At 63.8% G+C, this 23,987-nt stretch carries 20 protein-coding genes and 1 pseudogene; 4 read left to right on the top strand and 17 right to left on the bottom strand.

Annotated elements, in window-relative coordinates; all coding sequences use genetic code 11:
* Positions 1–134 precede the first annotated feature (134 nt).
* From CAG31_RS10650 to CAG31_RS28970, 9 genes and pseudogenes are all read right to left on the bottom strand, one after another.
* Positions 135–1,313 carry an NAD(P)/FAD-dependent oxidoreductase gene (locus CAG31_RS10650; protein ID WP_085580710.1) on the bottom strand — a complete coding sequence of 393 codons (1,179 nt, stop codon included), beginning with the start codon at positions 1,311–1,313 and terminating at the stop codon, positions 135–137.
* An 81-nt stretch (positions 1,314–1,394) separates the two neighbouring features.
* Positions 1,395–2,780 carry an ATP-dependent RNA helicase DbpA gene (dbpA, locus tag CAG31_RS10645; RefSeq protein WP_085581204.1) on the bottom strand — a complete coding sequence of 462 codons (1,386 nt, stop codon included), beginning with the start codon at positions 2,778–2,780 and terminating at the stop codon, positions 1,395–1,397.
* Between the two features lie 80 nt (positions 2,781–2,860).
* Positions 2,861–4,288: a multidrug transporter subunit MdtD gene (gene mdtD / locus CAG31_RS10640; protein WP_085580708.1), complete on the bottom strand. Its 1,428-nt coding sequence runs from the start codon at positions 4,286–4,288 to the stop codon at positions 2,861–2,863.
* Between the two features lie 135 nt (positions 4,289–4,423).
* On the bottom strand, positions 4,424–5,761 hold the full coding sequence (locus tag CAG31_RS10635) for a TldD/PmbA family protein (protein WP_085580706.1): 1,338 nt from the start codon (positions 5,759–5,761) through the stop codon (positions 4,424–4,426).
* On the bottom strand, positions 5,761–7,203 hold the full coding sequence (locus CAG31_RS10630; RefSeq protein WP_085580704.1) for a TldD/PmbA family protein: 1,443 nt from the start codon (positions 7,201–7,203) through the stop codon (positions 5,761–5,763). Before CAG31_RS10630 ends, CAG31_RS10635 begins: the two co-directional genes overlap by 1 nt.
* A gap of 217 nt (positions 7,204–7,420) precedes the next feature.
* Positions 7,421–7,762, bottom strand: coding sequence for an AzlD domain-containing protein (locus CAG31_RS10625; RefSeq protein WP_085580702.1), 342 nt, complete (start codon positions 7,760–7,762; stop codon positions 7,421–7,423).
* A complete protein-coding gene (locus CAG31_RS10620) occupies positions 7,759–8,481 on the bottom strand; it encodes an AzlC family ABC transporter permease (protein WP_085580700.1) in 723 nt (240 codons plus the stop codon). The genes CAG31_RS10625 and CAG31_RS10620 overlap by 4 nt, the downstream gene beginning before the upstream one ends.
* On the bottom strand, positions 8,481–8,765 hold the full coding sequence (locus CAG31_RS28975) for a hypothetical protein (RefSeq protein WP_371856098.1): 285 nt from the start codon (positions 8,763–8,765) through the stop codon (positions 8,481–8,483). The genes CAG31_RS10620 and CAG31_RS28975 overlap by 1 nt, the downstream gene beginning before the upstream one ends.
* A gap of 137 nt (positions 8,766–8,902) precedes the next feature.
* A pseudogene (locus tag CAG31_RS28970) lies at positions 8,903–8,929 on the bottom strand (hypothetical protein).
* A gap of 223 nt (positions 8,930–9,152) precedes the next feature.
* Between CAG31_RS28970 and CAG31_RS28965 the strand changes: the two are divergent.
* Positions 9,153–9,404 (top strand): hypothetical protein, encoded by a 252-nt coding sequence (locus CAG31_RS28965; RefSeq protein WP_371856097.1) that lies wholly within the window; start codon positions 9,153–9,155, stop codon positions 9,402–9,404.
* A gap of 273 nt (positions 9,405–9,677) precedes the next feature.
* On the opposite strand, the gene betA is transcribed toward CAG31_RS28965, so the two are convergent.
* The 3 genes from betA to betI all read right to left on the bottom strand — a co-directional run bounded on the left by betA (position 9,678) and on the right by betI (position 13,676).
* Positions 9,678–11,381, bottom strand: a complete 1,704-nt coding sequence (betA, locus tag CAG31_RS10610) for a choline dehydrogenase (RefSeq protein ID WP_085580696.1) — start codon at positions 11,379–11,381, stop codon at positions 9,678–9,680.
* A 153-nt stretch (positions 11,382–11,534) separates the two neighbouring features.
* Entirely contained in the window at positions 11,535–13,007 is a 1,473-nt protein-coding gene (gene betB, locus CAG31_RS10605; protein ID WP_085580694.1) for a betaine-aldehyde dehydrogenase, read from the bottom strand.
* Positions 13,008–13,055: 48 nt separating this feature from the next.
* A complete protein-coding gene (betI, locus tag CAG31_RS10600) occupies positions 13,056–13,676 on the bottom strand; it encodes a transcriptional regulator BetI (RefSeq protein ID WP_085581202.1) in 621 nt (206 codons plus the stop codon).
* 480 nt (positions 13,677–14,156) lie between these two features.
* Here betI and CAG31_RS10595 point away from each other — a divergent pair, with 480 nt between their 5' ends.
* Entirely contained in the window at positions 14,157–16,097 is a 1,941-nt protein-coding gene (locus CAG31_RS10595; RefSeq protein ID WP_371856101.1) for a BCCT family transporter, read from the top strand.
* A gap of 459 nt (positions 16,098–16,556) precedes the next feature.
* On the opposite strand, the gene choV is transcribed toward CAG31_RS10595, so the two are convergent.
* The 3 genes from choV to CAG31_RS10580 form a co-directional block, all read right to left on the bottom strand.
* The gene (gene choV, locus CAG31_RS10590; RefSeq protein ID WP_085580689.1) at positions 16,557–17,735 is read right to left on the bottom strand and encodes a choline ABC transporter ATP-binding protein; all 1,179 of its coding nucleotides are present in this window, start codon (positions 17,733–17,735) and stop codon (positions 16,557–16,559) included.
* Positions 17,732–18,577, bottom strand: coding sequence for a choline ABC transporter permease subunit (choW, locus tag CAG31_RS10585; protein ID WP_085580687.1), 846 nt, complete (start codon positions 18,575–18,577; stop codon positions 17,732–17,734). Before choW ends, choV begins: the two co-directional genes overlap by 4 nt.
* A gap of 65 nt (positions 18,578–18,642) precedes the next feature.
* Positions 18,643–19,590 carry a choline ABC transporter substrate-binding protein gene (locus CAG31_RS10580; protein ID WP_085580685.1) on the bottom strand — a complete coding sequence of 316 codons (948 nt, stop codon included), beginning with the start codon at positions 19,588–19,590 and terminating at the stop codon, positions 18,643–18,645.
* 435 nt (positions 19,591–20,025) lie between these two features.
* Between CAG31_RS10580 and CAG31_RS10575 the strand changes: the two genes are divergently transcribed.
* Together CAG31_RS10575 and CAG31_RS10570 are read left to right on the top strand one after the other, a co-directional pair.
* Positions 20,026–21,402: an L-serine ammonia-lyase gene (locus tag CAG31_RS10575; RefSeq protein WP_085580683.1), complete on the top strand. Its 1,377-nt coding sequence runs from the start codon at positions 20,026–20,028 to the stop codon at positions 21,400–21,402.
* Positions 21,403–22,066: 664 nt separating this feature from the next.
* Positions 22,067–23,170 (top strand): GlxA family transcriptional regulator, encoded by a 1,104-nt coding sequence (locus tag CAG31_RS10570; RefSeq protein WP_085580681.1) that lies wholly within the window; start codon positions 22,067–22,069, stop codon positions 23,168–23,170.
* On the opposite strand, the gene aac(6') is transcribed toward CAG31_RS10570, so the two are convergent.
* Both aac(6') and CAG31_RS10560 read right to left on the bottom strand, forming a co-directional pair.
* Positions 23,171–23,617, bottom strand: coding sequence for an aminoglycoside 6'-N-acetyltransferase (aac(6'), locus tag CAG31_RS10565; RefSeq protein WP_085580679.1), 447 nt, complete (start codon positions 23,615–23,617; stop codon positions 23,171–23,173).
* A gap of 55 nt (positions 23,618–23,672) precedes the next feature.
* Positions 23,673–23,933, bottom strand: a complete 261-nt coding sequence (locus CAG31_RS10560) for a hypothetical protein (RefSeq protein ID WP_085580676.1) — start codon at positions 23,931–23,933, stop codon at positions 23,673–23,675.
* Positions 23,934–23,987: the final 54 nt, after the last annotated feature.

Below are 23,987 nucleotides of genomic sequence, written 5' to 3'. Positions count from 1 at the left end.
TTCCTCATCGCTTCACGCAAAACGAAAGTGGGAGCGAGCCTGCTCGCGATGACGGTCTTCCATTCAGCATCGGAGTGACTGAACGGGCGCCATCGCGAGCAGGCTCGCTCCCACAGTTTTTGATTTGTTGCGGATCAGACGTACTGCGCCGCCGCGTAGCCCGAGGCCCAGGCCCACTGGAAGTTGAAGCCGCCCAGGTGCCCGGTGACGTCGAGCACTTCGCCGACGAAGTACAGGCCCGGGCTTTTCAGCGATTCCATGGTCTTGGACGACACTTCCCGAGTATCGACGCCGCCCAGGGTGACTTCGGCGGTGCGGTAGCCCTCGGTGCCCGCCGGCACGACTTTCCAGCTGCCGAGCTTGTCGGCGATGTCCGCCAGCTCCGCGTGGGTGTACTGCTTCATCGGCTTGGAGGCGAACCAGTTGTCCGCCAGCAGGGTGGCCATCTTCTTGGTGAAGATTTCCCCGAGCAGGGTCTTCAGTTCGCTGTTCGGGCGTTCGGCCTGCTGCTGTTGCAGCCAGCCGGCGGCGTCGTGGTCCGGCAGCAGGTTGATCTCCACCGTGTCGCCGGATTCCCAGAACGACGAGATCTGCAGGATCGCCGGGCCGCTGAGGCCGCGGTGGGTGAACAGGATGTTCTCGCGAAAGCTCTGGCCGTTGCAGCTGACCAGGCAATCGACCGAGGTGCCCGACAGTTCGCCGCACAGGTCCTTGAGCTGGTCGGTGATGGTGAACGGCACCAGCCCGGCGCGGGTCGGCAGCAGTTCGTGGCCGAACTGCCTGGCCACCTGATAGCCGAAGCCGGTGGCGCCCAGGGTCGGGATCGACAGGCCGCCGGTGGCGATCACCAGCGACTGGCACTGGACCTGGCCGAGGGTGGTGTCGAGCAGGTAGCCGCCTTCGGTCTTCTCGATGGTCTGGATCGAGGTGTCCAGGCGCAGTTCGACGCCCACCTGGTCGCACTCGTCGAGGAGCATGCCGAGGATGTCGCTGGACTTGTTGTCGCAGAACAGCTGGCCGAGCTTCTTCTCGTGGTACGGCACGCCGTGCTTGGCGACCAGGCCGATGAAGTCCCACTGGGTGTAGCGGGCCAGGGCGGATTTGCAGAAATGCGGGTTCTGCGACAGGAAATTGCCGGGCTCGGTGTACATGTTGGTGAAGTTGCAGCGCCCGCCGCCCGACATCAGGATTTTCTTGCCGGCCTTGTTCGCGTGGTCGAGCAGCAGCACCTGGCGCCCACGCCCGGCGGCGGTCAGGGCACACATCAAACCGGCGGCGCCGGCGCCAATGATCACGACTTCGGTAGAGCGCAAAACGGTGTCCTCACACAAATTTCAAAATCACCGGAACCCCCTGCAGGAGCGAGCAGGCTCGCTCCTGCAGGTGTGTTGCTCTTACAAAATTCGCACCCGCAGCGAACGGCCCTTGATCTTGCCGCTGTTGAGCCGCGCCAGGGCCTGTTTGGCGATGCCGCGCTCCACCGCCACGTAGGCCTGGAAGTCGAAGATCGCGATCTTGCCCACCTGGGCGCCGGGGATGCCCGCGTCGCCGGTGAGGGCGCCGAGGATGTCGCCCGGACGCACCTTGTCCTTGCGCCCGGCGGCGATGCACAGGGTGCTCATGGCCGGCAGCAGCGGGCCGCCGCCCTGGGACTTGAGGTTGTCCACCTGATCCCAGTTCAGCGGGGCCTTCTGGCGCTCTTCGATGGCCCGTGCGCGGTGCGCTTCCGACGGCGCCACCAGGCTGACCGCGATGCCTTTCTCGCCGGCCCGGCCGGTGCGGCCGACGCGGTGGATGTGGACTTCGGAGTCGCGGGCCAGTTCGACGTTGATCACCATGTCCAGCGCATCGATGTCCAGGCCGCGGGCGGCGACGTCGGTGGCCACCAGCACCGAGGTGCTGCGGTTGGCGAACATCGCCAGCACCTGGTCGCGGTCGCGCTGCTCCAGGTCGCCGTGCAGGCCGACGGCCGAGATGCCCTTGGCGGTCAGGTGGTCGACGGTCTCCTGCACCTGCTGCTTGGTGAAGCAGAACGCCACGCAGGAGGCCGGGCGGAAGTGGCCGAGCACCTTGGTCACCGCGCTCAGGCGATCTTCGGGGGCGATCTCGTAGAAACGCTGTTCGATCTGGCTGTCGTCGTGCAGGGCCTCGACCTTCACCTGCTGCGGATCGCGCATGAAGTTCGACGCCAGCTGCTTGATGCCCGCCGGATACGTGGCGGAGAACAGCAGCGTCTGGCGGCGCGCCGGGGTCTGGCCGAGGATGTCTTCGATGGCGTCGTAAAAGCCCATGTCGAGCATGCGGTCGGCTTCGTCCAGCACCAGGGTGTTGAGGCCGTCGAGCACCAGGGTGCCCTTGCTCAGGTGCTGCTGGATGCGCCCCGGCGTGCCGACGATGATGTGCGCGCCGTGCTCCAGCGAAGCGATCTGCGGGCCGAAGGGCACGCCGCCGCACAGGGTCAGCACTTTGATGTTGTCTTCGGCGCGGGCCAGGCGGCGGATTTCCTTGGCCACCTGGTCGGCCAGCTCGCGGGTCGGGCACATCACCAGCGCCTGGCAGCCGAAGTAGCGCGGGTTGATCGGGTTCAGCAGGCCGATGCCGAACGCGGCGGTCTTGCCGCTGCCGGTCTTGGCCTGGGCGATCAGGTCCAGCCCCTTGAGGATCACCGGCAAGCTCTGCGCCTGGATCGGCGTCATCTGGGCGTAACCGAGGGAGTCGAGGTTAGCCAGCATGGCGGCGGACAGCGGCAAAGTGTTGAAAGCGGTGGCGATGGTGGTCACGGGACGGGCCTGCAAAACAAAATGTCGCGCAGTGTACCAGCACCGTGCCACTTTCCTCGAAAGTTCTGGACGAACAGCGGTCAATGTTCGATGTGCTGCTCCGCGCTGCGCACGCGCCGCCCGTCGTCCTTCGACAGCTGGGAGAAGATCGTGGCCGCCAGCATCGCCATCACGCCCACCGTCACGAACGTCAGCTGGAACGCGCCCAGGACGGTGTCGACGCCGTCGTTGCCGATCTGCGCGGTGAACCCGCCCAGCAGCGCGCCGGCGCAGGCCACGCCCAGGCTCAGCGACAGCTGCGCCACCACCGACAGCAGGCTGTTGCCGCTGCTGGCGCTGGCGTCGTCGAGGTCGATCAGGGTCACGGTGTTCATGGCGGTGAACTGCAGCGAGTTGATCGCCCCCAGGATCGCCAGCAGGCACAGCAGCAGCCAGTACGGCGTCTGCTCGCTGACCAGGCCCATGCTCGCCAGCATGATCCCCAGCGCCAAGGTGTTGCCGGTGAGCACGATGCGGTAGCCCAGCCGTTCGATCAGCGGCCGCGCCACCCACTTGGCGACCATCGCCGCAGCGGCCAGCGGCAACATGCTCATCCCGGCCTGGGACGGCGAATAGCCCAGCGCCACCTGCAGCAGCAAGGGCACCAGGAACGGCAGGGCGCCGCTGCCCAGACGAGCGAACAGGTTGCCGAGGATGCCGACGGCGAAAGTGCGGGTCTTGAACAGCGACGGCGCGAACAGCGGATTGTCGATGTGCCCGGCGCGCAGCCAGTAGGCCGCCAGGCACGCCAGCCCGGCGAACAGCAGCAGCATCACCCGCAGGTGCGGCAGGTGCAGTTCGCCCAGGCCTTCCATGGCGATGGTGATCAGGATCATCGCCGCGCCGAACAGCACAAAGCCCATGCTGTCGAAGCGCGTGCGCTCGCTGCCGCGCAGGTCGGGGATGAACTTCCACACCGCGTAGCAGCCGATGACGCCCACCGGCAGGTTGATCAGGAAGATCCAGTGCCACGTCAGGTACTCCACCATCCAGCCGCCCATGGTCGGGCCGATCAGCGGGCCGAGCAGGCCGGGGATGGTGATGAAGCCCATGATCCGCACCAGTTCGGAGCGCGGGTAGGCGCGCAGCACCACCAGCCGTCCGACCGGCAGCATCAGCGCGCCGCCCAGGCCCTGGATCACTCGGGCGCCCACCAGCATGCTCAGGCTGCCCGACAGCGCACAAAGCAACGAGCCGAGGCTGAACAGCAGGATGGCGCCGAAGAAGATCTTCTTGGTGCCGAAGCGGTCGGCGATCCAGCCCGAGGCCGGAATCAAGAGGGCCACGGTGAGCATGTAGGCGATGACCACGCCCTGCATGCGCAGCGGGTCTTCGGCCAGGTCCTGTGCCATGGCGGGCAGGGCGGTGTTGAGGATCGTCCCGTCGAGGGACTGCATGAAGAAAGCGATGGCCACGACCCACGGCAACCAGCGGGCGGTGATGGCGTCAATCGGCGTGCGGTCGGGCATGGAACCTCTTGCGATGGTCGGGTAACCGGACAACCTGCGGGGGCGGGCCGGCCTGCGAAGAGGCCGTTTCATCCGACATCCCTGGCGATTGACCCACCGCTTTGGCGGCCAAGCCCGTTCCCGCAGGTCTTGTGTTTACAGGGTCAGCGTCAACCGGCTGACCAGCGCCCCCGGCAACAGCGCCGAAGACGTGTTGCGCTGGCTGTACGTGCTGGCCGACAGCAGCAGTTCCCGTTCGGCGGTCAGGGCTTCCAGCTGCGAACCCAGCAGGCTGTAGGCGCTGTCGTCGAAGCGCATGGTGCTGACCGGCGCCTGGATCCGGCCGTCCTCGACCCAGAAGGTCGCGAAGCGGGTCATGCCGGTCAGGCGCGCCGCCGGTTGGTCCGAGTAGTTCAGGTACCACAGGTTGCTGATGTACAGCCCGGTGCCCAATTGCTTGAGGATCTCGTCCTGGGGCAGTTGGCCTGCGGCCATGTTCAGCGCGCTCGGCGCTTCGCCACCGCCGGCGCCGTTGGCGGCCAGGCCGTATTCGGCGGCGCTGCGCGAGCCCACCAGACGGTCGCCGGCCTTGCCTTCGACGATCAGGCGCAGGTCGCTGCGCGGATAGCCTTCACCGGAAAACGCCGGGCTCAGCGAACCGCTGACCTGCTCGTCGACGCAGACCAGCGGGCTGAAGGCCTGATCGCCGGCATACAGCTTCTGCAGCGGGCTGCTCTTGCTGGCGATCGACTGGGCCGAGAATCCACCCCAGCTGAGCATGCCCATGATTTCCTCCAGCGCCGCCGGCGCCAGGTACGCCCGGTACTGCCCCGGCGCCAGGGTGCGCAGCGGCCGGCCGAGAAATTCCAGTTGCTCGCGGGCCTGGGCGAAGCGCTGGGCGAAGCCTTCGCGGCTCCAGTCGTGGCCGGCGTAGCTGGCCTTCACGGCCTGGCCGTTGTCGTGGAACAGGCTGAAGTCGAAATTGAAGCTGTTGGCCTGGTGCCAGCCGTACGCCCCCGAGGAGCTGGCGAAACCGCGGCTGATCGGCCCGGCGGCATAGAAGCCCACCAGATCCAGGCCGGCGGCGGCTTCGGTGATCTGCGCCACCACGTCTTCGGTGTCCGGCAGGGGATGTTCCTGCACGCTCTGGCTCTGCCAGCGGTTGTGGTTGAGCAGCAGGTACGGATCCTGCGGCAGCAGCGGCACGGTCTCGCGAAGCTGCTGCAGGCCCTCGGCCAAGCGTTGCAGGTCGGTTTCCGGCTCGCCGGACAGGGTGATCTGCAAGTCCGCATGGCGGCCGTCGTCGATCAGTTTCAGCCCGATGTTGGCCTGCTGCACCTGCCCGGCCTGACGCACCTTGGCGTGGTTGAAACGCACGAACGCCGAGGACTCGGCGGCGTAGCTGAGGGTGAATTGTTCCGGTTCGCGCACGGCGTCATGCAGCCAGTCGACCAGCGCCTTGAAGGCGGCGCTTCCGTTCCTGGAAATACTCATCAGGCGTCTCCCCCAAACACATCAACGTTGCTGAATACGCAGGCCGGCGAGGCGTGGCCGACGCGGATCACCTGGTTCGGCTCGCCCTTGCCGCAGTTGGGCGTGCCCAGCACGCGGGTGGTGCCGGCGTCGCCGACGGCGCGCAGGCTCTTCCAGAAGTGCGCGGAAATGCCCCGGTAGTTCGGGTTCTTCACCACGCCCTTGAGTTCGCCGTTCTCGATCAGTTGGCCCCACTCGCAGCCGAACTGGAATTTGTTGCGGGCATCGTCGATCGACCATGAGCGGTTGGTGCTCATGAGGATGCCGTGCTCGATGCCGTTGATCAGTTGCGCCAGCGACTGGTCGCCCGGCTCGATGTTGAGGTTGGCCATGCGGTCGATGGGCGGGCGGTTCCAACCGCAGGCGCGGCTGTTGGCGACGCCGTCGAGGCCGGCGCGGAACTGCGACAGCGCCCCGCCCAGCGGCCGCACCAGCAGGCCTTCGCGGATCAGGAACTGCTTGCTGGCGGCGCTGCCGTCATCGTCGTGGCCGTAGCTGGCCAGCTCTTCGGGAATGTCCGGGTCGAAGGTCACGTTGAGCAGCTTCGAGCCGTACTGCAGGGTGCCGAAGTCGGCGGCGGTGACGAAACTGGTGCCGGCGTAGTTGCGTTCGTCGCCCAGGATCCGGTCCAGCTCCAGCGGGTGGCCGATGGACTCGTGGATCTGCAGCATCATCTGGTCGGGCATCAGCAGAAGGTCGCGCGGCCCTTGCGGGGCGTTCGGCGCCAGCAGCAGCTGCAGCGCCTGGTCGGCCACTTGCGGGCCAGCGCCGATCAGGCCGCAGCGGCGCACCACGTCCATGCCGCCCTGCTGGCCGAAGTTCTCCCGGCCCAGGCTGCGGGTCTGGCTGTCGTTGCCGTCGTAGGCGGTGACGTCCAGGCCCGGGTAGATGAAGCGCTGGGCCTGGCGCAGTTCGGCGCCGGCGCTGCTCAGGTAGATCTGCTCGACATGGGTGATGCCCAGGCTCACTTCCCAGTTCACCAGGCGCTCATCCTTTGGCACCGAGGCGGACTCCGCGCCGAGCAGCTCGAAGCATTCGCTCAGGGACGGGAGGGGTTGGTCGAGGTGGGGCGAGAAGTAGTCGGCGCGGTCGCCGGACACCGGCTGCTCGCGCAGGTCGAGCAGGGCGTGGGGCTTGAGCCGCCGGGCCTGCTGTTCGGCGCGGTCGAGGGCGGCCTGCAGGCCCTGCTGCGACAGGTCGTTGGTGGCGGCGTAGGCTTCGACGCCGTTGACCCGCACGGTGAGCATCGCACCTTCGTCGCGGCGCAGGCTCGGCGGCTCGGCGACGTTCTTGCGCACCGACAGGTACTGGCCGGACTCGCGCACATAGCGCAAGGAAAAGAATTCGGCACCCGTGCGCAGGGCAGCGAAGCGCTGCTTGAGCCGGGGGTGGAAATCGAACATTCGGAAACCTCCTTGTCATGGAGTAGCGGCGAAGCGGATTCGGCGGGGAGGGGTGATGCGATGGGGCGAGGACTAGAGTAGGCCTGCGTGGGGGTAGGATCAAGGGCATTGCGAGAGAGGGAAAATGCTCTCTGAATGTCAGACGTTGTACCTGACAGGTGAGGGTTCGTGAGCCTGCCAGGCTCACGAGGGACACTTGGAGGGGTTGCCGGGCGCTTCAGCTGCTCAAATGAAACGCGAGCAGGTAAATCGCCAGGCTGCCCAGGAAGCTCGGCAGAATCTGCCTGGTCTTCGCGACGACGACGAACGTTCCCGCCAACAGCAGTATCTTCAGCGCATCGAGAACCTGAAACTGCTGCAACAGGCTCGGGCCGTCTAGCTTTCCAAACGCCGTGTCGTAGACGATCACTCCTAGCATGGCTTGAGCGCTGTAACTGACGAATCGATAGAAAGAACCCTGGGTACGGGTTAATGCAGGTGCATTTTTGAAGGCAAACGGCAGTGCGCGAAATGCAAACGCCGTCAGTGCGCCAAAGCCGATCAGCAACCAAATCGTCATCGGGAAGCCAATCCTTGGGTCGAGCCATTTTCAATCATCACGATCAGACCGCCGATCAGAAAGGGTGTGATTAACAGGTTGTAGTCCTTGAGCAGCAACACGAGCAGTGGAGCGCTGACGAAACCGAGCCAATAGCTGGACACCTCCCCATGGTTCGGCCAGTGCTTGCCGGCCAGCGCCGTGAACTGAAGGGGCAGCAGCATTGTTATGGCGGCGGCGATGACCGGCGAAGTGAGCCCAGCACCCGCGACAAACCCGATCCAGGTGCAGACTGCCGAAACAGCGAAGATGGGGGTGCCCACCCCGATGAGATAGGCGAACGGAAACTCCGCGTTTTGCTTGAAGCGCGTTATGCATGCAGTGAAGACCGAGGGCGTGAACAGAATGAGCGAAGCCAGGATCTTTCCCGTCGGCGTTTCCTTGAAGTAGGGCGCCAGCGTCGTTGAAAGCAAGACGAAGCGAGCATTGAGCGCCAACACGATCGGTATCAGAAACCATCCCTCGCCATGGTTCTGAATGAGCAGGAACTGCAGTGGCGTAGAAAAGATCAACAAGGTCGTCGCAAGGGTCTGATTCAACGTCAGTGCCTGGGCCGAACCTGTCATGCCGATCGACAGGTACAGAAAGATGAACGCGACCCCGAAGGTGATCGAGTCGCGGCCTCCTTCTCCAAGTGCCTTGGCGAAAGGCGAAAGAGAGGTCTGTAGGCCACCCTTCATCAAGCGGCTTCCAGCGCGGCGTATTTCCCGTCAAGCGAGTAGTACTGCTTGCGGGGCCCTTTGCTGCGAAACAGTAGGCGTGGCGTCGTGCTGTATGTCGAGTTTGCCGTCTGTGAGCGAACCTCATCCGCGCTGATGTTCAGTATGGGGCGCGCGTGCAGGATCTTGTGATTGGCAACGATCAGGAAGGTGCCAGTCTGTGCGGTGGAGACATTGCTCTTGGCGGTTGAGATATTGGCCCTGATCTTGTCCAGAACTTGTTGGCCACCATTGATTGCTCGCATCCGTTCACCGCAATGGGTATCGATGCGGAAATCCAGTGAAAACTGGTAGCCATATGTTTCGCTGTATTCAACGATGTTTCGGATTCGCTTTTTCGAGCCGTCGACATTCTTTCCGGAAATGAATTCCGCTTGCGTGCTCAGGAGCGTTTCAATGTCTTCGTCATCAAGGCATTGAAGTAAGTCAGCAGGGTAGTAATAAGCGGTCGGTGTATGGGTGGTGTCACGGCAAACGGTGAGCGCAAGATAGTCGACGTTCAGGCTTTCATAAAGGTCATCAGAGTGCGGAGTGATGTCACCGTACCCATTTCCCCATTCGCGGTACTTTTCGGCGCTCGGTTTCAGGTACAGCGCCTTGTGGTCTTCATATTCGTACTTAATGTCTGTCAGATGGAACAGATCGGCCAGTGCCTCATGGACGGTCAGCGCCAGTTCTGGAGAGTCGGTCGTGAATATGTTGGTGATGCAGACCGCCGCCACGCCGCTCTTGGCGATGCCGACTTTACCGAAGTAGGCGATGTGGTCAGGATGGAGATAGGTCATGAAAATATTCGTAAGCTCTATCTTGAGCGTATGAATATCCCTTTCTTTATTTTTGCTCCACCACGACTCAATGGTTCCGCTGATGTAGTCGAAGTCTAGCGAGATGGTTTTTTCGTTGGAGAGTTCGTGTCGAAAGAATTCAACGGAGTTGTATTGGTCTTTATGGCTGCGCACGGTTGGCCTTCCTTGGTGGGTGATTTTCTGGCGCGCATATTAGTGTTTTTGATAGACGGGTAAAGAATGTAATTGTTGCGGTTTTTGTTTTCTTGGAGAGTGTCTTTTTGGAAACTTTCTTATATGAGAATCGAAATTAAAAAGCCGCCAGTTTCGCAGGGAAACTGGCGGCTTTCGTTTGCGCTGACAGTTGAGCCGTCAGTGCGCTGCGGAGCTCACTTCACGCAGCGGCTTGCCTTTGACCGGTGCATCGCCGGCCACGTAGTAGGCGGCCTTGCTGCGCGGCAGCGGCTGACGGCCGCGGATCTTGTCGGCGATTTTCTCGGCCATCATGATCGTCGGCGCGTTCAGGTTGCCGGTGGTGATGATCGGCATGATCGAGGCATCGACCACGCGCAGGCCCTGCATGCCGTGGACGCGGCCCTGGCCGTCGACCACCGCCATCTCGTCGGTGCCCATCTTGCACGAGCAGGACGGGTGGAACGCGGTTTCGGCGTGCTCGCGGATGAACTTGTCCAGCTCTTCATCGGTTTGCACTTCGATGCCCGGGCTGATCTCGCGGCCGCGGAAGGCGTCCAGCGCTGGCTGCTGCATGATTTCGCGGGTCAGGCGGATGCCGTCGCGGAATTCCTGCCAGTCCTGCTCGGTGGCCATGTAGTTGAACAGGATGCTCGGGTGCTGGCGCGGATCCTTGGACTTGAGCTGGATGCGGCCGCGGCTCGGCGAGCGCATGGAACCCATGTGCGCCTGGAAGCCGTGCTCCTGCACGCCGTTGCTGCCGTTGTAATTGATCGCCACCGGCAGGAAGTGGTACTGGATGTTCGGCCAGGCGAACTCAGGACGGGTGCGGATGAAGCCGCCGGCCTCGAACTGGTTGCTGGCGCCGATGCCGGTGCCGTTGAACAGCCACTCGGCACCGATGGCCGGCTGGTTGTGCCACAGCAGCGACGGGTACAGGGACACCGGCTGGGTGCAGGCGAACTGCAGGTACAGCTCCAGGTGATCCTGCAGGTTCTCGCCGACGCCCGGCAGGTCGTGGACCACCGGAATGTCGAGGCTTTCCAGCAGCTTCGCAGGGCCCACGCCGGAACGCTGCAGCAGTTGCGGCGAGGCGATGGCGCCGGAGCAGACGATGACTTCCTTGCGCGCCTTGGCTTCGACGCGCTCTTCGGCGGAGCCGACCAGGTAACGCACGCCGACCGCACGCTTGCCTTCGAACAGCACTTTGTCGGCCAGGGCGTGGGTGACGATGGTCAGGGTCGAGCGCTTCTTGGCGGTGTCCAGGTAGCCGCGGGCGGTGGAGGACCGGCGGCCTTTCGGCGTCACGGTGCGGTCCATCGGGCCGAAGCCTTCCTGCTGGTAGCCGTTCAGGTCTTCGGTGCGCGGGTAGCCGGCCTGCACGCCGGCTTCGACCATGGCGTGGAACAGCGGGTTGTTGCCGGCCTTCGGCGTGGTCACGCTGACCGGGCCTTCGCCGCCGTGGTAGTCGTTCGGGCCGATGTCGCGGGTTTCCGCCTTGCGGAAATACGGCAGGCAGTCCAGGTAGGACCAGTCTTCCAGGCCCGGCAATTGCGCCCAGCCGTCGTAGTCCATCGCGTTGCCGCGGATGTAGCACATGCCGTTGATCAGCGACGAGCCGCCCAGGCCCTTGCCGCGGCCGCATTCCATCCGGCGGCCGTCCATGAACGGCTCAGGATCGGTTTCGTAGGCCCAGTTGTAGCGGCGGCCCTGCAGCGGGAAGGCCAGCGCGGCCGGCATCTGGGTACGGAAGTCGAGACGGTAGTCCGGGCCGCCGGCTTCGAGCAGCAGGACGGTGACGCCCTCGTCTTCGGTCAGGCGGGTGGCCAGGGTGTTACCGGCCGAGCCGGCACCGACGATGATGTAATCGAATACTTGGGACATTGAATGCACCCTCTTTGAAGTTGGTCAGATCAAGGCCGGATGAGTGCTGCGCACTCAATCGCCAGCAGGCTGGCTCCCACAGGGGTACGCATTCCATTGTGGGAGCGAGCCTGCTCGCGAAGGCGGCCTCGCGAGCAATGAAGGACTCGGGTCTCAGAACACCGAGACGTAATCGCCCAGCTCGACCTGTACCGATTTGATGCGTGTGTAGTTGGTCAGCGAGCTGATGCCGTTCTCGCGGCCGACGCCCGACTGCTTGTAGCCGCCGACCGGCATCTTCGCGTCGGACTCGCCCCAGGCGTTGATCCAGCAGATGCCCGCTTCCAGCTGATGAATCACGCGGTGGGCGCGGTTCAGGTCGCGGGTGACGATGCCGGCGGCCAGGCCGAAGTCTGTGTCGTTGGCGCGGCGGATCACTTCTTCTTCGGTTTCGTAGGTCAGGATCGCCATGACCGGGCCGAAGATCTCTTCGCGCACGATGGTCATGTCGTCGGTGCAGTCGGTGAACACGGTCGGTGCCACGAATGCGCCCTTGGCGAAGTCGCCGTCGGTCATGCGCTCGCCGCCGCACAGCACGCGTGCGCCTTCTTCCTTGCCCTTGGCGATGTAGCCCAACACGCTTTCCATGTGGGCGAAGCTGACCAGCGGGCCGAAGTTGGTGTTTTCGTCTTCAGGGTTGCCGACGCGGATGCGGGCGACGCGCTCGACGATCTTGGCTTCGAAGGCCGCTTTCAGGTGGCTCGGCACGAACACGCGGGTGCCGTTGGTGCAGACCTGACCGGAGCTGTAGAAGTTGGCCATCATGGCGGTGTCGGCGGCGCGGTCCAGGTCGGCGTCGTCGCAGATGATCAGCGGGGACTTGCCGCCCAGTTCCATGGTCACGTCCTTCAGGGACGAGGCCGAGGCGCTGGCCATGACTTTCTTGCCGGTGTCGGTGCCGCCGGTAAAGGAGACTTTCTCGATGCGCGGGTGCTCGGTCAGCCAGGTGCCGACTTCGCGGCCGCTGCCGGTCAGGACGTTGAACACGCCGTTCGGCAGGCCGGCTTCGGTGTAGATCTCGGCCAGTTTCAGGGTGGTCAGCGAGGTGACTTCGCTCGGCTTGAAGATCATCGCGTTGCCGGCGGCCAGGGCCGGGGCCGATTTCCACAGGGCGATCTGGATCGGGTAGTTCCACGCGCCGATGCCGGCGACCACGCCCAGCGGCTCGCGGCGGGTGTAGACGAAGGAGGTGTCGCGCAGCGGGATCTGCTCGCCTTCGATGGCCGGCACCAGGCCTGCGTAGTATTCCAGCACGTCGGCGCCGGTGACGATGTCGACGTACTTGGTTTCGGAGTAGGCCTTGCCGGTGTCCAGGGTTTCCAGCGCAGCCAGCTCATCGTTGCGCTCGCGCAGGATGTCGACGGCGCGGCGCAGGATGCGCGAGCGCTCCATGGCGGTCATCGAGGCCCAGATCTTCTGGCCCTTTTCGGCGCTGACCACGGCGCGCTCCACGTCTTCCTTGGTGGCGCGCTGCACGTGGGCGAGGACTTCGCCGTTAGCCGGGTTGATGGCTTCGAAGGTGGCATCGCTGCCGGCGTCGGAGTACGCGCCATCGATGTAGAGTTTTTGCAGTTCGAAACGGGCCATAAAGTCCTCGCAAGTGCATGAGTGGTTGGCTGCCGCCATGGCGGCGGTTCAGGGGCCGAGCGTTTTCTGTGTGCTCTGGCTCGCCTGCTTGGCCAGTTGGAAGTCCATGTATTCGTAAGCGATCCGTTGCGCCTGCTCGGTGTCGAAAGCGTCTCCCGACAGCGCGCCGCGCAACCACAAGCCGTCGATCAACGCTGCCAGTCCGCGTGCGGCGTTGCGCGCCTCTTCGAGCGGCAACGCGCGGCGGAACTCGCAGCACAGGTTGGAATACAGACGGTGATCGTTGATCCGCTGCAACCTGTGCAAAGACGGCTGGTGCATGCTGGTGGCCCAGAAGGCCAGCCAGGTTTTCATTGCCGGGCCATTGACCTGGCTGGCGTCGAAGTTGCCTTCGATGATCACCTGCAGATGAGCCCGGGGGCTGTTGTCTGCCAGCGCCTGACGGCGCGCGGTGACGCTCTCGCTGAGGGCGGTCATCAGATACCGCATCGTGGCGGCGATCAGGCCGTTCTTGTCCTGAAAGTAGTGACTGATGATGCCGTTCGAGACACCGGCCAAACGGGCGATCAGCGCAATGCTGGCGTCCCCCATCCCGACCTGGTCGACGGCCTGCAACGTGGCTTCGATCAGTTGTTGGCGGCGGATGGGTTGCATACCGACCTTGGGCATCTTGCACATCTCCTTAGGCCTTCCGGCAGCCGCGCAACGGCTGTCGGATCGAGGGCCAGTCTATTTTGTTTTGATTGAACGTTCAATCAACAAAGAATAAGATCTGCGACAAATCGTCGCTGCCTACAGGTTTTTCCTACGTGTAAATGGCGATAAACCGACATCCGAAAATGCTCGAAACCTGCGTGGGGCAAGGCGCGGTTCGGCGTTCGATGGACGTGTTGAATGGGCAAGACGCTTGGGGCCAGGTTTCGGATGAATGTCCGGATCATGGCCACGACGGCGATTCGCGGTGCCATCTCTGCAGGTTCGGGCTTTTCGGGGTGTCTTTATATCACCCGCCGGTCGGCTGCCAACTCACCGATTGGTCGGGTTCCGTGTTGCCTTGTGTTCTTCTCTCGCACTGCCTGGAGCATTTGTGCCATGAGTTCTGCCTCGCTAATAAAGACCCCGCCCGAGAAGGTGACGGTCAACGGTTGGGTGTTCTACACCTCGACCGCGCTGATTCTGCTGTTGACCGCCATCCTGATCGCCGCCCCGCAAGAGGCGGGCAGGTTGCTCGGTGTGGCCCAGGCCTGGCTGTCCCGCAGCTTCGGCTGGTACTACATGGTGGTGATCGCCGCCTATCTGGTGTTCGTGGTGGGGCTGGCGTTTTCGTCCTACGGCAAGCTCAAGCTGGGCAGCAAGGACGATACCCCCGATTTCAGCTACGGCGCCTGGGCGGGGATGCTGTTCTCGTCGGGCATCGGCATCTCGCTGCTGTACTTCGGCGCCTCCGAGCCGCTGGACCACTACTTCAACCCGCCGGAAGGCGCTTCGGCCACCAACCTGGCCGCGCGTCAGGCGGTGCAGCTGACGTTCCTGCACTGGGGCCTGCACGGCTGGGCGATCTACGCCCTGGTCGGCCTGGCCGTGGCGTACTTCGCTTACCGTCACAACCAGCCGCTGGCCTTGCGTTCGGCGCTGTACCCGCTGGTCGGCGAGCGTTGGGTCAAGGGCGGCGCCGGTCACGCGGTGGACGGCTTCGGCATGTTCGTGACCCTGCTGGGCCTGGTGACTAACCTGGGCATCGGTTCGCTGCAAGTGGCGTCGGGCCTGGAAAACCTGTTCGGCATGGAGCACAGCAACACCAACCTGCTGATCGTGATCATCGTGATGAGCACCGTGGCGACCATCGCCGCCGTGTCCGGTGTGGAGAACGGCATCCGCCGCCTGTCTAACCTCAACATCATGCTGTTCAGCGGCCTGCTGATCTTCGTGCTGCTGTTCGGCCCGACCCTGCACCTGCTCAACGGCTTCGTGCAGAACATCGGCGACTACCTCAACGGCGTGGTGCTCAAGACCTTCGATCTCTACGTGTATGAAGGCGACAGCGCCAAGTCCGACCGCTGGCTGGGCCTGTGGACTCTGTTCTACTGGGCCTGGTGGATCTCCTGGGCGCCATTCGTGGGCATGTTCATCGCTCGCATCTCCCGTGGCCGCACCGTGCGCGAACTGGTGGCCGGCGTGCTGCTGATCCCGCTGGGCTTCACCCTGGCATGGCTGTCGATCTTCGGCAACTCGGCGCTGGACCTGGTGATGAACCAGGGCGCGGTGGAACTGGGCAAGACGGCGCTGGAACAGCCGTCGATGGCGATCTATCAGTTGCTTGAGCATTACCCGGCGTCGAAGGTCGTGATCGGTGTGTCGATCTTCGTCGGCTTCGTGCTGTTCCTGACCCCCGCCGACTCCGGCGCGGTGATGATGGCCAACCTTTCGTGCAAGGGCGGCAACGTCGACGAAGACGCCCCGCACTGGCTGCGGATCTTCTGGTCGGTCGTGATCACCCTGGTGACCATCGGCCTGCTGTTCGCCGGCAACTTCGAAGCCATGCAGACCATGGTGGTGCTGGCCGGCCTGCCGTTCTCGGTGGTGCTGGTGTTCTTCATGTTCGGCCTGCACAAGGCGATGCGTTCGGACGTGCAGATCGAGCAGGAGCAAGCGGAGCTGGCGGCCCGTGGCCGTCGCGGCTTCAGCGAGCGCCTGACCCAGTTGGACCTGCAGCCGAGCCAGTCGGTGGTTCAGCGTTTCATGGACAAGCACGTCACTCCGGCGCTTGATGACGCCGCCGCGCAGTTGCGCGCCCAGGGCCTGGAAGTGCAGACCCTGCTGGGCAAGTCCAAGCGCTGCATGGGCGTGCGCGTCGAGATGGAAGAGGGCAACCCTTTCGTCTACGAAGTGAGCCTGGACGGCTACCTGGCAACCCCGACCGAATCGGCCCAGTCCGACGAGGCGCGCCAGCGTTACTACCGCGCCGAGGTGTACCTGCACAACGGCAGCCAGGACTATGACCTGATGGGCTTCACCCAGGACCAGATCACGCGGGATGTGCTTGATCAGTTCGAAAGCCATCGGCAGTTGTTGGGCCGGGTGTATAGCTAAGCGGTAAGCGGTAAGCGGTAAGCGGTAAGCAATAAGCGATAAGCAACAAGCGGTGCGGTGTTTCGGTCTGGGATGCCGCGCAGGCTTCATCGCCAGCAGGCTGGCTCCCACAGGGGAGTGTGGGGCTGGCTTGTTGGGGAAGGGGGCTTAAGGCCTCACCGCAGACGCGCAAAAACAAAGACGCCGCGATCGATTCGCGGCGTTTTTGCGTTTGGGGGTAATGCTTCTGCGACTGATGGGACGCATCGTGGCGAGGGCGTTTGTCGGATCGCCCGCACCGTCCCGGTCGACTGCGCAGCAGTCGTAAACCTGGATCGCGGCGGCGCTTTGCCCGGGGCCGCTTCGCGAGCCGGCGGGACGGTGCGGCGATCCAACAAGCGCTCTCGCCACAACTACATTCCCTGCACCAACGAAAACGCCGCGATGATTCGCGGCGTTTTCGTGTCGGTGGCCTTTCCTTTACCCCAGGTTCTTGCCGAGCAGCGCGTGGTACAGCTCGCTGTCGCCGAGGATCCCCACCACGTGGTTGTTGTCGTGCAGCACCAGTTTGTTGCCGGTCTGATAGCGGATCTGCAGCGCTTCGCGCATGCCGATGTTGGAGTCCACCAGGGTCGGGCGGCGGTCGAGGGCTTCCACGGCCTGGCCCGGCACCCAGTTCTGCAGGTCGAGGGTGGAGCCGTTCTTGCGGGCGCCCTTGATGGTGTTGCCTTCGGCCAGGTCCAGCCACGAGTCGCCGCCCGGATCCAGGCACACCGAACCGTTGATGCGCTTGCAGTTGTCCAGGGTGCGCATCAGGCTGCGGCCGCACAGCACGTTCAGCGGGTTGGTGTGGGCGACGAAGGTGCGCACGTAGTCGTCCGCCGGGTTCAGCACGATCTCTTCCGGCACGCTGTACTGGATGATCCGGCCGTCCTTCATGATCGCGATGCGGCTGCCCAGCTTCAGCGCCTCGTCGAGGTCGTGGCTGACGAACACGATGGTCTTGCTCAGCTTGCGCTGCAGTTCCAGCAGTTCGTCCTGCAGGCCCTGGCGGATCAGCGGGTCGAGGGCCGAGAACGGCTCGTCCATCAGCAGGATGTCGGCGTCCATCGCCAGCGCACGGGCCAGGCCGACCCGCTGCTGCATGCCGCCGGAGAGTTCGTCCGGCTTCTTGTTGCGCCACTGGGTCAGGCCCACCAGCTCAAGCTTGTCGTCCACCAGCTTGCGCCGTTCCTTTTCCGGACGGCCCTGCATCTCCAGGCCGAAGCTGATGTTCTCGCGCACCGTCAGCCAAGGCATCAGGGCGAACTTCTGGAACACCATGGCGATGCGCTTGGTGCGCATCATCTTGAGTTCCGCAGGGGTGCAGGAGGCGATGTCGATCTGCTTGCCTTCATGCTCGACGAACAGCTTGCCGCGGCTCACGGTGTTGAGGCCGTTGATGCAGCGCAAGAGGCTCGACTTGCCGGAGCCGGACAGCCCCATCAGCACGCAGATCTCGCCTTTGTTGATGTCCAGGCTGGCCTTTTCCACACCGACGATCTGGCCGGTCTTCTTCAGGATCTCGTTGCGGGTCATGCCCTGGTCGAGCAGCTTGAGCGCCTCGCGCGGGTCCTTGGAGAAGATGACGTCTACGTTGTCGAATCGAATAATGCTCATGCATCACCCCCTACTTTGCCTTCGGGCTGTTTGCAGATCCGGTCGAGCATGATCGCCAGCAGGACGATCGCCAGGCCCGCTTCGAAGCCCAGGGCGATATCGGCAGTGTTCAGTGCGTTGACCACCGGTTTGCCGAGTCCGTCGGCGCCCACCAGTGCCGCGATCACCACCATCGACAGCGACAGCATGATGCACTGGGTGATGCCGGCCGCGATGCTCGGCATGGCGTGGGGCAGTTCGATCCGTGACAGCAGTTGGCGACGCGAGCAGCCGAAGGCCTTGCCGGCGTCCATCAGTTCTTGCGGGACATCGCGGATGCCCAGGTAGGTCAGGCGGATCGGCGCGGCGATGGCGAACACCACGGTGGAGATCAGGCCCGGCACCACACCCAGCCCGAAGAGGGTCAGGGTAGGAATGAGGTAAACGAAGGTCGGTACGGTCTGCATCAGATCGAGCACCGGACGCATTAAAGTGTAGAACATCGGCTTGTGCGCCGCGACGATGCCCAGCGGCACGCCGATGACCACGCAGACCAGGGTCGCGAACATGACCTGGGCGAGGGTTTCCATGGTTTCCTGCCAGTACCCCAGGTTGAGGATCAGCAGGAAGGAGGCGACCACGAACGCGGTCAGGCCCCATTTGCGCTGGATGTAGTGGGCCAGCAGGGCGATCAGGCCGATCAGCGCCAGCGGGTTGAACCAGGTCAGCGCAAACGTCACGCCGTGGATCATCGTTTCCAGGGTCGCGGCGATGGCGTCGAAGGTGCTGGCGCCGTGTTGCGTCAGCCATTCGACGAAGCCTGCGATGTACTGGCCTAAAGGGATTTTCTGATCAATCAGCATGGTAGTGAACGTCCGCATGCAAGGAAATAACAGCCCGGGCGGGCGAACCCGCCCGGCGTAAGCGATTACTGATTCAGCTTGGCTTTCACGGCCTCCAGGCCAGGTTTACCGTCAGTGGTGGTCACGCCAGCGAGCCAGGTATCGAGCACCTGTGGATTCTTCTTCAGCCAGGCCTTGGCGGCCGCCTCAGGCTTCATTTTGTCGTCCAGGATGTTGCCCATCAGTTCGCTTTCCATGTCGACGGTGAACTCCAGGTTCTTCAGCAGCTGGCCGACGTTGCCGCACTCTTGGACGTAGCCCTTGCGGGTGTTGGTCGCTACGGTGGCGGCGCCGAAGTCGGGGCCGAAGAAGTCGTCCCCGCCGGTCAGGTATTGAATCTTGAAGCGCTTGTTCATCGGGTGCGGCGCCCAGCCGAGGAACACCACGGCGGTGTCGCGCTTCTGCGCGCGGTCGACCTGGGACAGCATGCCCGCCTCGCTGGATTCCACGACCTTGAAGCCGGCGTCCTTCAGGCCGAAGGCGTTCTTGTCGATCATGCTCTGGATCAGGCGGTTGCCGTCGTTGCCCGGCTCGATGCCGTAGATCTTGCCGTCCAGTTCCTTCTTGAACTTGGCGATGTCGGCGAAGTCGTGCAGGCCCTTGTCGTACAGGGCCTGGGGCACGGCGAGGGTGTACTTGGCGCCCTTGAGGTTGGTGCGCACCGTCTCGACGGTGCCGGCATCGCGGTAGGCCTTGATGTCGTTTTCCATGGTCGGCATCCAGTTGCCCAGGAACACGTCCATGTTCTTGCCGTCGGCCAGGGACTTGTAGGTCACCGGCACGGAGATCATGGTGGTCTTGGTCTTGTAGCCGAGGGCGTTGAGCACGACGCTGGTGGTCGCGGTCGTCGCGGTGATGTCGGTCCAGCCGACATCGGAGAAGTTCACGGTGCTGCATTGCGCCGGTTCGGCGGCCTGAGCCAGCAGCGGCAGACTCAGCATGGCGGCCAACAACAACGACGGGGAACCTTTCATGAATGGACTCCTTGGTGTTTTTTTCGGCAGTGTTCCGATTGGACCACCGCACTTATGGGTTGCGGTTGGGTGGCGTTCTGAAAACAGCTCTACCGCGGCGCCTTTCAATCGAGTCATAACGATCATGTACCAGTGAAAATCTGACGCCTACAGGGTGCGTCGTATCCAGTACAGGGATGGTCGCATCCAGTGTCGGTGACGTCGTTTACAGCTTTTTTCGGCCCTTTTGGCGTGTCTGAACCGCAGAAAAACGGCGCAGGAACGGGCGTAAAGCGGTACGGCGTTGGTGGACATGAGTGCGTCGGTGCCAGACGCCGGGCGCGCCGGGAAAAGCTTGATGATGCGGGCATCCCGGCGGAACGCAGCTTGAGCGTAGCAGCTCCGCCAGCGGGCGTTTCGCGCCCCCGAACGGCATCCTTGAGGAGCTTCGCAGCAATGGCTATCAGCGTTTTCGACCTGTTCAAGATCGGCATCGGCCCGTCCAGTTCCCACACCGTCGGCCCGATGCGCGCCGCCGCCCTGTTCGTCGGGTCGCTGCGCGACAGGCACCTGCTGGAACAGGTGCGTCGCGTCGAGGTGCAGCTGTACGGCTCGCTGTCGGCCACCGGTATCGGTCACGGCAGCGACAACGCGGTGATCATGGGGCTGATGGGCGAATGGCCGGACGCCATCGACCCGTCGCTGATCGGCCCGCGGATCCAGGCCCTGCGCGAAACCCACACGCTGTTGCTCGACGGACGGCTGTCGGTGCCATTTATATGGGCACGGGACATGCGCCTGATCGACGAGAACCTGCCGTTCCACCCCAACGCCATGACCCTGGTCGCCGAAGGTGATCACGGCGAGCTGTACCGCGACACCTACTATTCGGTCGGCGGCGGGTTCGTGGTGGACGCGGCGCAGGCCGCCAGCGGCGTGGCGGACCTGGACCGGACGGAATTGCCTTACGACTTCTCAAGCGCAGTGGAGCTGCTGGAGCTGTGCAAGAAACACAACCTGCGGGTGGCCGAGCTGATGATGGCCAACGAAAAGGCCTGGCGCAGCGAAGAGGAAATCCGCGCCGGCCTGATGAAGCTCTGGCAGGCGATGCAGGATTGCGTCGAGCACGGTCTGAAGCACGAAGGCATCCTGCCCGGCGGCCTCAATGTGCGCCGGCGCGCAGCCAAGCTGCACCGCAGCCTGCAGGAACTGAACAAACCCAACGTGATCGGCTCGACCCTCAGCGCCATGGAGTGGGTCAACCTCTATGCACTGGCGGTCAACGAAGAGAACGCCGCCGGCGGGCGCATGGTGACGGCGCCGACCAACGGCGCGGCGGGGATTGTTCCGGCGGTGCTGCACTACTTCATGAGGTTCAGCGAAGCGGTGACCGACGCCAATGTCGTCGACTACTTCCTGGGGGCCGCGGCGGTGGGCATCCTCTGCAAGAAGAACGCCTCGATCTCGGGCGCCGAAGTCGGCTGCCAGGGCGAGGTCGGCTCGGCCTGCGCGATGGCGGCGGCGGGCCTGGCCGAAGTGCTGGGCGCAACGCCGGAGCAGTTGTGCAACGCGGCGGAGATCGGCCTGGAGCACAACCTGGGTTTGACGTGCGACCCGGTGGGCGGGCTGGTGCAGGTGCCGTGCATCGAGCGCAACGCGATCGCGGCGGTCAAGGCGATCAACGCGGCGCAGATGGCGTTGCGGGGCGACGGGCAGCATTTCATTTCCCTGGACCGGGTGATCCGCACCATGCGCGACACCGGTGCGGACATGCACGACAAATACAAGGAAACCTCACGGGGCGGGTTGGCGGTCAGCGCGGTCGAGTGCTGAGACCGCGTCGCCCCCATCGCTGGCAAGCCAGCTCCCACAGTGATTTGGGTGAATGCAGGATTTGTGAACACCCCGGCAGGCTGGCTCCTACAGTTATTCGGGTGAGCACAGTATTTGTGAACAACCCAAAAAGCTGTGGGAGCAGACAGGCCAGCTTCCACAGTGAATCGGGTGTACACAGGATTTGTGAACGACCGGAAAACCTGTGGGAGCTGGCTTGCCAGCGATAGCGCCAGACCAGTCAAAACTGCGCACCCAGGGAGCACTGGCCGCCCACCGCGCCACCTTTTGGCGCGTCGCAATCAGACAAGAACCATTCCCGTCCGGGCGGCGCCGTGCGCGCCCGCGACCGTCCGTCCGCCGTGCCATGGGTGACACTGCGCCGCACCGGCCCCCGGGCCAGTTCCCACAAGTGCTACCGATTTGCTCACACCCTGCGGGGCAGTGCTTTCGCCGCCACTGATGGCTCTTCACACGACCTTTCGTCAGGCGTCTTGAATAGACGCTCCGCGACGTCGTTTTCAGGAGTTATTGAACGCGCATTCAATTTCAGGCACGGCAATTGCTCTGTCATAACAAAGCCCCGTCTCGCGCAAGAGAACGACGGCAATAACAAGAGCCTCCGCCTGAGGCCATCACCCGCTTTGTGTGAGGAGATACCGCGATGACGTCGTTCAACTCCGGGGCTCAACCCCAGAACCGTGCGCCTCAATCCATCGGCTTCCTGCTGCTGGACAATTTCACGCTGATTTCCCTGGCTTCCGCGGTCGAACCGCTGCGCATGGCCAACCAGTTGTCCGGTCGCGAGCTGTACCGCTGGACTACCCTCACCGTAGACGGCGGCCAGGTCTGGGCCAGCGACGGCCTGCAGATCACCCCCGACGCCTCCATGCACAAAGCCCCGCCGATGGACACCGTGATCGTCTGCGGCGGCATCGGCATCCAGCGCACCGTGACCCGTGAACACGTCTCCTGGCTGCAGGGCCAGGCGCGCCAGTCGCGCCGCCTCGGCGCCGTGTGCACCGGCAGCTGGGCCCTGGCCTGCGCCGGCCTGCTCGACGGCTTCGATTGCAGCGTGCACTGGGAATGCCTGGCGGCGATGCAGGAAGCCTTCCCGCGCGTGGCCATGAGCACCCGCCTGTTCACCCTCGACCGCAACCGTTTCACCAGCTCCGGCGGCACCGCGCCGCTGGACATGATGCTGCACCTGATCAGCCGCGACCACGGCCGCGAACTGTCCGCCGCGATCTCGGAGATGTTCGTCTACGAGCGCATCCGCAACGAGCAGGATCACCAGCGCGTGCCGCTCAAGCACATGCTCGGCACCAACCAGCCGAAGCTGCAGGAGATCGTCGCGCTGATGGAAGCCAACCTGGAAGAGCCGATCGACCTCGACGAGCTGGCGGTGTACGTCTCGGTGTCCCGGCGTCAGCTGGAGCGCCTGTTCCAGAAGTACCTGCACTGCTCGCCGTCGCGCTACTACCTCAAGCTGCGCCTGATCCGCGCCCGGCAACTGCTCAAGCAGACGCCGATGTCGATCATCGAGGTGGCGTCGGTCTGCGGGTTCGTGTCCACGCCGCACTTCTCCAAGTGCTACCGCGAGTATTTCGGCATTCCGCCGCGGGACGAGCGCGTAGGCTCCAACACCGCCCAGCAGGTGGCGATGCTGCCGCTGCCGCAGGCCATCGTGATGTCGCCGCTGTCGGGACCGCTGTCGGCGTTGAGCCAGGCGCGCAACGAATCGACGTTCGCCAGCGTGAGGCTCTGATCAGAGCGGGCGCCTGAAGTACACGACGCGCTCGGTTTCCTCGAAGCCGAGCGCCTTGTGTGTCGCTTGGCTGACCAGGTTGTCGAGGCCGGTGTCGGAAGCCATTTCCACGCAGCCGTTTTCCCGTCCCCATTGCGCCACCTGCTCGATCAACCGGGCGGCCACGCCGTGGCGGCGCTGCTGCGGCACCACGTAGATGCCTTCCAGGAACACCACCGGCGAGCTGTCGGTGCCGTTTACGTAATCGGAGCGTAATGAGGCTTCGGCGAGGCCGACGGGATGGTTTTGCGTGTCGTAGGCAACGAAGTTGATATAGCGCTGCGGCGCCTTCAGCTGCTGCTCGATGTCGTCGCGGTGCTCGTGTTCCGGCGCATCGGGCCAGAGCGCCTGGCGTAAGGGCAGCCAGCCCGGTTGTTCGCTGGACTGGCAGGTCTGGATAAAGAACATCGGCGTTCGCTCGTGGTGATCGTCAAGGCCACCACTCTAGCAAACGCCCGGGATCTCAGACGCGGGTCTGTTGGTACTGCGCCAGCGCCGGCAGCAACTGCTTGTCGATGGCTTCACGCACGATCGGCTGGATGCTCGCGCTGCTGGTGTACATCTGCTTGACCATGGTGCGCAGGGTATTGGCCCGTACATCGTCCAGACCGCGAACGGCGCACTCGCAGGCCTGCTGGGCCGTGGAGCCCGACGGCACTTCGAATCCCAACGACTTGAGTTGGCCCAACAGGTCTTCCTGATCGATCAAATCGGCATACATCATGACGCGGATCCTTCTTTGGCAACGGAGGTCGTGGCTCGATTCTGGTAGGCCTGC

The organism is Pseudomonas sp. R25(2017), assembly GCF_002112565.1.
Taxonomy (GTDB): Bacteria; Pseudomonadota; Gammaproteobacteria; order Pseudomonadales; family Pseudomonadaceae; genus Aquipseudomonas; species Aquipseudomonas ekonensis.
Note: the sequence above shows the minus strand (reverse complement) of the source record. Positions and strands in the feature narration are given on the sequence as shown.